General features: G+C 39.5%; 10 protein-coding genes. 7 read left to right on the top strand and 3 right to left on the bottom strand.

All coding sequences use genetic code 11. The features are described from left to right. Nucleotides 1–83 precede the first annotated feature (83 nt). Nucleotides 84–623 (top strand): CS1-pili formation C-terminal domain-containing protein, encoded by a 540-nt coding sequence (locus ACTS4L_RS10430; protein WP_440652015.1) that lies wholly within the window; start codon nt 84–86, stop codon nt 621–623. 238 nt (nt 624–861) lie between these two features. Continuing rightward, nucleotides 862–4,509, top strand: a complete 3,648-nt coding sequence (gene metH, locus ACTS4L_RS10425) for a methionine synthase (RefSeq protein WP_440615359.1) — start codon at nt 862–864, stop codon at nt 4,507–4,509. Here the strand turns inward: metH and ACTS4L_RS10420 are convergent. Continuing rightward, on the bottom strand, nt 4,501–4,863 hold the full coding sequence (locus ACTS4L_RS10420) for a DUF4870 family protein (RefSeq protein WP_440615360.1): 363 nt from the start codon (nt 4,861–4,863) through the stop codon (nt 4,501–4,503). The two genes, metH and ACTS4L_RS10420, sit on opposite strands and share 9 nt — an antisense overlap. A gap of 65 nt (nt 4,864–4,928) precedes the next feature. Further along, nucleotides 4,929–5,249 carry a hypothetical protein gene (locus ACTS4L_RS10415; RefSeq protein ID WP_440652014.1) on the bottom strand — a complete coding sequence of 107 codons (321 nt, stop codon included), beginning with the start codon at nt 5,247–5,249 and terminating at the stop codon, nt 4,929–4,931. Nucleotides 5,250–5,302: 53 nt separating this feature from the next. On the opposite strand from ACTS4L_RS10415, the gene ACTS4L_RS10410 reads away from it, so the two are divergent. The 5 genes from ACTS4L_RS10410 (at nt 5,303) to ACTS4L_RS10390 (ending at nt 10,665) form a co-directional block, all read left to right on the top strand. Then, complete coding sequence (locus tag ACTS4L_RS10410; protein ID WP_440652013.1) at nt 5,303–7,405, top strand: helix-hairpin-helix domain-containing protein; 2,103 nt, start codon at nt 5,303–5,305, stop codon at nt 7,403–7,405. A 36-nt stretch (nt 7,406–7,441) separates the two neighbouring features. Next, nucleotides 7,442–8,617: a trans-sulfuration enzyme family protein gene (locus ACTS4L_RS10405; RefSeq protein ID WP_440615364.1), complete on the top strand. Its 1,176-nt coding sequence runs from the start codon at nt 7,442–7,444 to the stop codon at nt 8,615–8,617. Next, on the top strand, nt 8,562–9,269 hold the full coding sequence (locus ACTS4L_RS10400) for a BON domain-containing protein (protein WP_440615365.1): 708 nt from the start codon (nt 8,562–8,564) through the stop codon (nt 9,267–9,269). The genes ACTS4L_RS10405 and ACTS4L_RS10400 overlap by 56 nt, the downstream gene beginning before the upstream one ends. Beyond that, nucleotides 9,266–10,375: a bifunctional nicotinamide-nucleotide adenylyltransferase/Nudix hydroxylase gene (locus tag ACTS4L_RS10395; protein WP_440652012.1), complete on the top strand. Its 1,110-nt coding sequence runs from the start codon at nt 9,266–9,268 to the stop codon at nt 10,373–10,375. Before ACTS4L_RS10400 ends, ACTS4L_RS10395 begins: the two co-directional genes overlap by 4 nt. Nucleotides 10,376–10,482: 107 nt before the next feature. Next, nucleotides 10,483–10,665, top strand: coding sequence for a hypothetical protein (locus tag ACTS4L_RS10390; RefSeq protein WP_440615367.1), 183 nt, complete (start codon nt 10,483–10,485; stop codon nt 10,663–10,665). Here ACTS4L_RS10390 and ACTS4L_RS10385 read toward each other — a convergent pair. Then, a complete protein-coding gene (locus tag ACTS4L_RS10385; protein ID WP_440615368.1) occupies nt 10,647–11,747 on the bottom strand; it encodes a radical SAM protein in 1,101 nt (366 codons plus the stop codon). The two genes, ACTS4L_RS10390 and ACTS4L_RS10385, sit on opposite strands and share 19 nt — an antisense overlap. Nucleotides 11,748–12,156: the final 409 nt, after the last annotated feature.

The following is a 12,156-nucleotide window of genomic DNA, read 5'->3' as shown; positions in this document are numbered from 1 at the left end:
TGCCAATCACAATGCCATAAGTCGATTAAAAATAGCCAGACACAATAAAAAATTAATCTGAAACTCTAAACTTCAGTTCAAGTATGGCATTTGCTGAAAATGACTATGCCTTTGGCTATGATGGTGCTTATAACTCAGGCGTTGTGGCATCAGTTTATGCCGAGGGCAAGGCGGTTGAATATGATATTTATGATAATGATCTTAAGATTGGTCAAGGGCAAGGTACCGGTAATTTGTTTTTAATGCCAAGTTATAAAAATCATAATTTAACGATTGTGCCTAAATCTTCAGAGAGTTATCAATATGATCAATTGGCGAAAAAACTGGTCTTATACCCTGGTAATATTCAAAAGGTTGAATGGCATCTAGCACGTGTTGTGCCGTTTATGTCGCATATTGTCATTGATCATGATGGTGAGCTTCAGCCGTTAGCTCATGCAATTTTAAAGCAGAATGATGAAATCGTTGGCGTGACGAGTGATGATGGCTTTATTCAAGCAGATATTTTATCAACAAGCACTGAACTTGCTTTTGAAAAAGGCGATCAAACGTGTCATATCCAATTGCCGACGATGGGCAAGGACGATCTATATATTTGGCAATCACAGACCGTGTGTAAATAAGTCTTTGAGGTGGGTATATGCCGCTCACAAATGGGAAGTGTCAGGCTAGTTGTTGCCTAATTTTTTTGATCGAGATGATATTGCGTTATTGGCTGGGATTGACACCATAAAATGGTTTACGATGGGGGTAGTGATTATGGGATTTTTAATAAAAATCTTAGCAAAATAGCCTACTCATACCCAAGCAATCGTGTTACTTTTGTTGATTACCTATTACTTAAGCAAAGAACCTTTATTTATGTCCAATTACGAGCAGTTACAGTCATTATTAAAAACGCGCATCTTACTTCTTGATGGTGCGATGGGTACGATGATTCAAGCCTATGATTTAACTGAAGTTGACTATAGAGGGCTAATGTTTAAGGAAGTCGCTACCGAGCAAAAAGGTAATAATGATTTATTGAACTTAACACAGCCTGAGATTATTCAAACAATTCATGAAAAGTACTTGGCAGCCGGCGCTGATATTATTGAAACCAATACATTTAACAGTACGTCTATTTCTATGGCGGATTACGCATTGGAAGATCACGTCTATGAGATTGCCAAAGCCGGTGCCAAGCTTGCTAAAAAAGCGACACTAAAATACACAACCGAAGATAAACCACGTTTTGTTGCGGGAGTCTTGGGACCGACAAATCGCACACTATCGATCTCACCAGATGTCAGTGATCCGGGCTTTAGAAATATAACCTTTATGCAATTAGTGGCAGCGTATCAGGAGAATTTGCGTGGGGTAATCGATGGCGGCGCTGATATTATTTTAGTTGAGACGATCTTTGATACCTTAAATGCTAAGGCGGCGATTTATGCGATTGAAGATTATTTTGAAAAACATCATCTTTCAATGCCAGTCATGTTATCAGGGACGATTACTGATCAAAGTGGACGAACCTTATCTGGGCAAACGGTTGATGCTTTTTACTATAGTCTCAACCATGCTAAGGCTTTATCAGTTGGGCTTAATTGTGCATTAGGTGCGGATGACTTATATCCGCATATTGAGACCTTGGCGAAGACTGCCGAGGGTTTTGTCAGTATGCATCCGAATGCTGGATTGCCAAATGCCTTTGGCGGCTATGATGAAACGCCTGAGATTATGGCAGAAAAATTAAGACCCTTTGTCGAGCATGGGTTGGTTAATATTCTCGGTGGCTGCTGTGGTACAACTCCTGAGCATATTGCAGAAATGGCAAAGCTTGTTGCAAATGTAGCGCCAAGAGCGATTAAACAAAAAGTCAAAACGCTATGTTTGTCAGGTTTAGAAAGTTTAGTAGTAACCGCTCAAAGTAACTTTATTAATATCGGTGAGCGTACCAATGTTTCAGGGTCATTAAAGTTTGCTAAACTCATTCGTGATCAGGACTTTGAGTCAGCCCTTCAGGTGGCGCAAGAACAAGTAGAAAATGGTGCGCAAATCGTTGATGTCAATATGGATGATGGGATGTTGGATGCCAGAGCTTGTATGGAACGTTTTTTAAAGTTAATTGCGACTGAGCCTGATATTTCCAAAGTGCCGATGATGATTGACTCATCTAAATGGGAGGTGATTGAAACGGGTTTGCAACAGATTCAAGGCAAGGGCGTGATTAACTCCATTAGTCTTAAAGAGGGTGAAGGCGAATTTATCAAACATGCAAAGCTCGCTATGCGCTATGGTGCAGCAGTTGTCGTGATGGCATTTGATGAACAAGGGCAAGCGGATACTTTGCAAAAGAGAGTAGATATTTGCCAACGCGCCTATGATCTTTTGACGCAAAAGATCGGATTTCCGCCCGAGGATATTATTTTTGATCCGAATATCTTTGCGGTTGCCACAGGTATTGAGGCGCATCACAGTTACGGCATTGATTTTATTGAAGCAACCAGAGAAATTAAAAAGCGCTGTCCTCATGCGCGCATCTCAGGTGGGGTGAGTAATGTCTCGTTTTCTTTTCGTGGTAATAATTTGGTGCGGGAAGCGATTCATTCGATCTTTTTGTATCATGCGATTCAAGCCGGTATGGATATGGGAATTGTTAATGCAGGACAAATTACGATTTATGAAGATATTGAGCCTAAGCTTAAACAATTGATTGAAGAAGTGATTTTAAACACACGTAAGGAATCAGCTGATGAGCTTGTTGAATATGCGCAAACCTTATCGGGCACAAAAACCGATAAGAAGGGTGACCTTTCTTGGCGCAAACAACCGGTAACTGAGCGTTTAAGCTATGCCTTAGTAAAGGGCATTAATCAATATATTATTGAAGATACTGAAGCAGCGAGAGTTGAACTTGGCAATCCCTTAAGCGTGATTGAAGGTCCTTTGATGCAAGGTATGGATACCGTTGGTGATTTGTTTGGTTCGGGTAAAATGTTTTTACCGCAAGTCGTTAAATCAGCACGTGTTATGAAGCAGGCAGTTGCTTATCTTGAGCCATTTTTACAACAAGAAAAGTCTCAAGCACAAAAAGCCAAAGGCAAGATTGTGCTTGCCACGGTTAAGGGCGATGTACATGATATCGGTAAGAACATTGTGGGGGTGGTGCTTCAGTGTAATAACTATGAAGTCATTGACTTAGGTGTGATGACACCCTATCAAAAAATCCTTGAAACTGCCAAAAAAGAAAATGCTGATATGATCGGTTTAAGTGGGCTTATTACCCCTTCACTCGATGAGATGATTACGGTCGCTAGTGAAATGAAAGCGCAAAATATTCACTTGCCTTTGTTGATTGGTGGCGCAACTACGTCAAAAATTCATACGGCGATGAAAATATTACCAGCACATGATTTCCCCACGGTTCATGTGCTAGATGCATCACGTGCGGTGTCAACTATGTCAAACCTTTTGGGTGATAATAAAGAAGCGTATTATCACAAAATTAAAACGGAATATCAGCACTTGGTAGAACATTATCAACAGAGCAAACAAGCACGTGAAATCTATGCTTATGAGAAATGTAATAGCCAAAACTTAAAATTGGAGTTTAATCAACAGACTATTTGCAAACCTAAACAGTTGGGGCGATTTGTATTAATGGATTATCCTTTGCAAAAGCTTGTTGAGCGGATTGACTGGAGTCCATTTTTCCATGCCTGGGAGCTAAAGGGTAGTTATCCTAAGATTTTGCATGACCCGCTTAAGGGACAAGAAGCACAGAAACTTTTTAATGATGCCAAGCAGATGTTAAAACAAATCATTGATCAAAAATGGCTTCAGGCCAATGCCGTATATGGTCTTTATCATGCCAATAGCGTTGGTAATGATATTGAAGTGTATGATACAAATGGTGCAACCGTAGCAAGATTTCCGACATTGCGTCAGCAAACGGGTAATCCAAATAAGGCATTTGTCGCACTAAGCGATTATATTGCGCCAAAAGATATTAATATCGATGACTATATTGGTGCATTTGCCGTGACTACGGGGATTGAGACGTCTGATCAACTTAAAACATTTGAAGAAAACCATGATCAGTATAATGCGATTATGTTTAAAGTATTAGCTGATCGCTTGGCTGAGAGCTTTGCGGAGCATTTACATGAGCGCATTCGCAAAGAGTTTTGGGGGTATGCTATAGATGAATCTTTTGACAATGAGGCACTGATCAAAGGCAAATATCGCGGCATTCGTCCAGCATTTGGCTATCCGGCATGTCCTGATCATACGGAAAAAGAGACGCTATTTAAGCTATTAAACGCGCCTGAAATGGGGGTGCGCTTGACTGAGTCAATGGCAGTAACACCTGCCGCAAGTGTTAGTGGGCTTTATTTTGCCCATCCTGAGAGTAAGTATTTCGGTGTGGGTAAAATTGCTGAAGATCAGCTTCAAGATTACGCCAAGCGCAAAGGTATGAGTATCACTGAAGCTGAAAAATGGTTGCGTCCTAATCTATTTTGAGATGCTAAGGTTAAAGGCGCCTAATCCCCAAAACCCATCTTTACCAGTGACTGCTTGGTCATTATCTAATGCCATAAAGCCTTTGATGGTGCGAACAACGAGCCAAATTACCCACCAGATATATAAAAGATAACCGACGATAATAAAAGCTAAAACAATGGATAAAATCAAATAAATCAGACCATACCAAAAGGTTTTAATCTGAAAGTCAAAATGAGTCTTAAGGGCGGGTGTTACATCGTGTTCATTTCTTTTGACATACGCCATAATCAGTCCAATAAGTGCGGTAATGCCGGTAAATAGACCGACGATATAGAGGATATAGATGATTTTGGCATAGGTTTCGTTTTTCATAGATGTCCTTATTTTCTTTACTGTATGTAATCAATAAGAATTAAGTTGAGTTTTAATTATTCCCCTCACCCGTGCAGCGTAAGCTGCACGACCTCTCCCGCAGGGGAGAGGTGAGAAATAGCGTAACTTATTTCTTCATTTACTATATTGTTGATGACAGCTTGCCTTAAGCTTGCTAAATCTGCAAGTGTGGCAGTGTGATTAGATATAGCTACTCCATAGGTGCTTTCATGCTTAGTTTCTAAATATGCTTGAGTAATTTTGCATGATGTTATTGCAGTTAATAGCCACTCTATTGGTAAAATATCATCATGCAAAAGTGCTAAGTAGATAACGAAAATCATATAGAAAGCATCTGTGGGGTAGCTACAATTAATGATGGACATCAGCGGTGAAATCGCTGAAGATAGCAAGCATAATTAGCATGCCTTAATGTCCCATGAATTTACAGCAACTTGCGACACAAAGTGGATTATCGATTAAAGCCACTGAGAATATTGTTTCACTGTTAAGCGAAGGGGCAACTATTCCCTTTATTGCGCGTTATCGCAAAGAGATGACGGGTGGCGCTAGTGATACGGATCTTCGAAATTTTTATGAACATTATCAGTATTTACAGAAATTTGATACGCGCAAAGAGGAAATTATTCACACCTTAACCGAGCGTGGTGTTTATGACGAGTTATTAAAAAAAGCGCTTGATCAAGCGAATACATTAAATGATTTAGAGGATATTTATCAACCCTTTAAGCAAAAGCGTAACACTCGTGCGCAAGTAGCGATTGAGAAAGGACTGCAACCGTTAGCAGATATTCTCTTTAAAGCCTATGATAGTGAGGCTGCATTTTATGATCGTGCTAAGTCGTTTGTCAAAAATGGCGTACAAACCATTGATGAAGCAGTGCAAGGTGCGATGGATATTGTCGCTGAAATTTATGCAGATAATGCTAAAGAGCGTGCCTATGTGCGCGATCAGGTCTCGCGTTTTGGCACTTTGCAAGTTAAAACCACCAAAACATGCAATGCCCAAGGTAATTTTGCGCAGTTTGATCAATATCAATCTAATGTTAATAAAATACCTGCGCACCGCTTATTGGCAATTTTTCGAGGTGTTGCTGAGAAAGAGCTTAGTATTAAGATTGAGATAGATCATGAGCGCTATAAAGAAACGATTACGCGTTTTAAACTGCCAAGACATGCTGCAGGCGTGTCAGCATTGTTGATAGAGGCTTATTATGATGGCTACAAGCGATTGTTATATCCATCAATTGAGCGAGAGGTAATCAATACGCTAAAAGAGAAAGCGCAAAATTCAGCAATACAAGTTTTTGCCGATAACTTAAGTCACTTATTGATGGTTCCTCCAGTGAAAGCGCATGCCGTGTTAGGTGTCGATCCGGGGTTTAAAACCGGAGCTAAGTTAGCCGTTATTGATGAAAAGGGCATGTATTTGGCAGAAGCCGTTATATATCCAGCACCTCCGCATAACAAAACAATAGAAGCCAAAAAAATCGTTAATGACTTAGTTGAAAAATATCATATTGACACCGTGGCAATTGGTAATGGTACGGCGTCACGTGAGTTACAGGACTTCTTCGCTGACTATAATAAGAATATAGAGCATAAGCTTCGCTATACGGTAGTTTCTGAAGCAGGTGCTTCAGTTTATTCAGCCTCAGAAGTGGCCGAAGAGGAGTTTCCACATTTGGATGTTACGGTAAGAGGGGCGATTTCAATAGCGCAGCGCTTACAAAACCCAATGGCAGCATTGGTGAAAATTGATCCAAAAGCCTTAGGTGTTGGTCAATATCAGCATGATGTAGATCAAAAGAAATTAGTGCAAAAATTAACTGATGTCACTGAGGCGGTTGTGAATAATGTCGGTGTTAATGTCAATACAGCATCAGCGCAATTGTTATCATATGTCGCGGGCTTAAGTCCACGCTTAGCAAAAGAAGTCGTAGCATATCGCAATAAAGTGGGTGGTTTTAAAAATATAGCTGAGCTTAAGAAGGTCAAGGGCTTGGGCGATAAAGCATTTGAGCAGTGTTCAGGCTTTATGCGTATTCCTGAGGCGCATGATCTTTTAGATAATACCGGTGTGCATCCTGAGCATTATGCGATTGCTAGAGCGTTATTAACAAAATCAAGTGATGAACTAAAGCAGATCGATATTGTAAGTTTTGCCAAAATGTATAACATTGGCGAGCCAACGTTGAAAGATATTATCAAAGAGTTACAAAAACCTGGGTTTGACCCACGTGATGAATTGCCTGAAGTAAGCTTCAGTGCTGAAGCCTTAGATATAGACTCGCTTAAAGTTGGCATGGTGGTCTCAGGTGTTGTGCGTAACATCACCGACTTTGGAGTTTTTGTCGATATTGGCTTAAAAAATGACGGTATGATTCATATTTCCAAACTAAGTACTAAGCGCGTCACTCATCCGAATGAAGTGGTGAGTTTAAATGAGCAATTGCCACAGATTAAAGTCATTAGTATTGACCTTGATCGTCAACGAGTTGGATTGAGTCTTGTCGAGTAATGTGAAAAACATAAAAGAATAAATGATTTAGAAATTATGAGTAACAGTAGAATAACGCGCTTATTACACCTTGAAAATGATGACGCATATCATGCGGTGAGTATGCCGATTTATCAAGTAAGTACCTTTGATCAACACAATAGTAATGCATTTGAATATTCACGGGTGCAGAATCCAACGCGTTGTTATCTAGAAGCGCAGCTGACTATTTTAGATGAAGCGCATGCGGCATTTGCAGTCAGTAGTGGGTTATCAGCACTTAATATTGTCTTAAGCATGCTAAAAGCAGGTGACGAGCTTATTGTTGGCTGTGATTTTTATGCGGGGTTATCGTTTATCTTGGAAGAGATGTGTGAAGACCGTGGCATTGTGATTACACAGATTGACTTACAAGAGCCTGATCATTTAATACGAGCAATAAGCGCAAAAACCAAGATGGTGTTATGCGAGACAGTATCTAATCCTTTACAAAAAATAACGCCTGTTGCTGATTTGGCAAAGATCACGCAAGCGCGCAATATTTGCTTAGTGGTTGACAATTCATTGATGTCATCATACGGCTTTATGCCTCTTAAGTTTGGTGCTGATATTGCTTTGCAATCATCGACCAAGTATCTTGTTGGACATGCTGATGTCACATCAGGAGTGATTGCAACCAATGAGCGATTTAAGGAGAAAATTGCTAAGATTATTCGCCAAACAGGTTATGCGCTAGACCCATTTCAGGCGTGGTTATTATCCAGAAGTTTAAAAACCGTGCATCTACGTATGGCTGAAATAACCAAGAATGCGGCAGCTGTTTATGCGTTATTAAAGGCAAGTAAATGCTTTAAAAATATTTATTATGTTGGTGATTTGGTGCAAAAACATGCGCATTGGCTTAATGAAAATTGTGCGTCTTTAGGCGGGCTTTTAGCAGTTGAGTGTGTCGATCAAGTGCAGTTTGAACAGTTATATCAAAAGCTGAAAGATTATTTTCCAAAAACAGTCAGTTTTGGTGCGGTACACTGTTCTTTAAGTCATCCAGCAAGCATGTCGCATAAGGATGTTCAAAAACTGCAACAAATTCAATTACAAGTTTCACCATGGTTGTTAAGATTATCCATCGGTTGTGAGGTGTTAGCAGATACACTCACGGTATTTCAGGAGTTTATCGATGAATATAATCAGGCAACAAAAAAAGAAAAATCAGCAAACTCAAAACAGGCTTGAAAGAAAAGCCGCAATTAGTATTAAAGTCATATCATTACTTATTTTAGGCATTGGTCTATCTGGTTTGTTAAGTGCTTGTGCACCAGTTGTAATTGCAGGCGCTGGAGCTGCTGTTGTTGGTAGCAATGTTGCTGGTAGTAGCGTCGATGGCAAAACCAATGCTTCGGATAAATCGATTCAATTTAAGGCGATTTCATTATTAAATGACTACCCAGCGCTTAAAGGCAACTCTAATGTCGAACCGGTCGTTTTTAACCATATTATGTTGTTACTGGGGCAAGTGCCAAGTCAAATGCTTAAAACAGAGCTTGCCAATCGCATGGCGAAAATTCCAGGTGTTAAGGTTGTCTATAATCAGCTAACCATTGGTGATCCGGTTGATATAGGAGACTATTTGTCAGATAGTTGGATTACTTCTAAAGTCGTATCCTCTCTAGTTTCAAGTGGTGTCAACAGTTTGAAGTTTAAAGTGGTCACTGAGAAAGGTGTGGTTTATCTCTTAGGGGTTGTGACCCAATCAGAGGGTAAGCAAGCATCGAGTATTGCTGCAAATGTTTCGGGGGTTAAAAAAGTCATTGAAGTATATGATTATGTGTCTTATCCGGTAGAAGCACCAAAAGCAGATAAACAAGCTGTAGGAAAAGAAGAGTGAGCGATCTGATGCAAGAAACTACCAAGCTAAAGAGAAAAGAAGCTGAAGGAAAGAGCAAGGCTCACTATGACTATGGTGTATTTATTGGGCGTTTTCAGCCATTTCATGTAGGACACCTGCATAATATACGTTACGGGCTATTGCATGCAGAAAAAATTATTATTCTAATTGGCTCCGCTTTTAGAGCGCCAAGTATAAAAAACCCTTTCTCTTATCAAGAAAGACGCACAATGATTCTATCTGATTTGAAAGCTTCGGGTATTGACTTGAATCGTATTATTATCGAGCCAGTTAGCGATTGGTTCTATAACGAAGCAGGCTGGCGCAATGAAGTACATGAACAAGTGGCGCAATACGCAGATAAAGGTAGTCATATCGCGATTGTTGGACATCAAAAAGATGCCAGTAGTTATTATTTGAAATGCTTCCCAGTATGGCAGCATATTGATGTCACTAATTTTGATGACTTTAATGCAACAGATTTTCGCGAGAAGTTATTTAAAGATCATTTACTTGATACTGATTACCTTATTGACAATGAAGATAAGAAAGGTAGCTTCAAAACATTGCAAAAATATATGCAAACACCAAGCTATCAAGCAATGCGTGATGAATTTAACTATATTGCGAGTTATAAATCATCATGGCAGGATGCGCCATTTAAGCCTGTGTTTGTCACCACTGATGCGATGGTGCTGTGCAACAAGCATTTGTTGCTTATTCAAAGAAAGCAGGCGCCGGGCAAAAATCTATGGGCATTGCCTGGTGGTTTTCTAGATCAAGATGAGCGTATTATCGATGGCATCTTACGTGAATTGGAAGAGGAAACAACGTTAGTTATCTCGCCAGAAAAGCTGCTTCAAACACTGATAGCACAAGAGGTTTTCGATCATCCAGATCGCTCATTGCGTGGACGTGTTATTACGCATTTAGGGTTGATTATTCTGCCACAAAAAGAGTTGCCGCAGGTTACCGCTCAGGATGATGCCAAGGCGACAAAGTGGGTTAAGTTGGATGATGTGCTTGAGAAAATGTCCGCATTGCTTATGGACGATCACTATCAGATTATTAAGTTTATGACCCTGAAATATAAGCTTATGACCTGATTGGTGTGCGATATTGCTGGTTTTTAGATCAAAAATTTTGTTTTTTGGAATCTCTCACTAGACTTGAAACTGACTAAGATGTGTTTACAACCTAAAGGAGATTAGTTATGAAAAAGTTACTATCAATTATTGTTATTGGCATGTTTTTAAGTGGCAATATGGCTTTTGCAGCAGGTACAGATTTTCCTGCTAACTCAGTCATGGGCAGTAAAATGATAAACAAAGACTTTAAGTCAGCATCTGTGCAGAGACAAAACGCAACTGTCCATTTTCAAGAAATTGATTTATAGATTTTGTATTTATTCGATGTTTCTCCTGACAGACGCTTGGGCATGTAGTTACATAAAGGTTCTTCAGCTAAATAATCACCCTTCATAAAATGCGCCCGAGCTCTACAACCGCCGCAGATTTTAATGTACTCACAATGACCACATTTTCCTGTGTACTTTTTAAAATCACGTAAGTTCTTAAACATTTCAGAATTATGCCAAATATCTTGTAAAGATGATTCAAAGATATTGCCAGCACTTAATGGTAAATAACTGCATGGATGGACATTGCCAGTCACATCAATTGTTAGAATCGACTGACCAGCAATACAGCCCTTTGAGCCACCACTTGAGAATGAAAGTGCACGTGATTTTGTGCTCAATCCTGACGCTTTATTTTTTTCAAAACGCACACGGTAATAATGCGGTGCACAAGTTGGACGCACCAACATCTCTTCTTCCTCAGTTTCCATTGTATAGTGCCAATCTAAAGCTTCATCATATTTATTATCATGTAACAGCTCTTGCATAAGTTCACTACCACGACCGGTTGGAACAACCATAAACATATACCAAGCCTTTGCGTGTAATTGTTTCGCTAGTGCATAAGTTTCCTTGATTTCATGATGATTTTGTTGCGTGAAAGAAGAGTTAATAATAAAAGGGATATGATGTTTATTAAACAACTCAGCCGCCTTGAGTGTGGCATCAAAAGCGCCTTGTTGTTGTCTGAAATTATCATGTGTGATACTTGTGCTGCCATCAAGGCTTAAAGAGACTATTTGAATGCCGGATTTCTTGATCTCTTGGCAGGTGTGGTCATCGATTAAAGTGCCGTTGGTCGCTAGTGCCATGCGTAGTCCTCGCTTTGTCCCATAATACGCAAGATCAAAGATATCAGAACGTAATAGCGGCTCGCCACCTGAGAGTACTAAACAAGGTTTGGCAAATGAAGCAATTTGATCAATCACAGATAATCCTTGTTTTGTGCTAAAGTCCAATGCTTTATATTTACCTAAACAGGCACTAGAGCGACAATGTACGCAAGTTAAGTTACATTCTCGGGTGGTTTCCCAAGCGATCCACTTTGGTTCAAAGTTCATAAATTTGTTTAGAATAAGAAATTTTTTGTATGTTAAGGCTATCTAACTAAATATTCCTTGAGGTAAATCAATTTTTAGTGAATTTAAGAAATTATCAGAGTGACTGGTGTAGCCAAATAGGACAAAGAAAGCAAATTGATTGTATTGCAGGTAATAGCTGCCCTTGACAGAGTCTTTGGGCGCTCATTTGCTAAAACAATGAAACTATTGATTGTTTCTTAACGCATTCGCTATTGGCAAAATACAATCATTTAAAAGTGCAGGAAATTCGATGACAGGAGTATTGTAAAATGGTTTGTGAGCGGTATATCAATCGTTGGAGGATAATTTATTAATATCAAATGTCAACTAACTTTTCCGGTCACGACAACTAACTTTGCCGATTTTATCGAAAAAAATTATCTCTTCA

Origin of the sequence: Cysteiniphilum sp. 19S12-1, from assembly GCF_052030685.1 — a bacterium.
In the GTDB taxonomy this organism is placed as follows: Bacteria; Pseudomonadota; Gammaproteobacteria; order Francisellales; family Francisellaceae; genus Caedibacter.
Note: the sequence above shows the minus strand (reverse complement) of the source record. Positions and strands in the feature narration are given on the sequence as shown.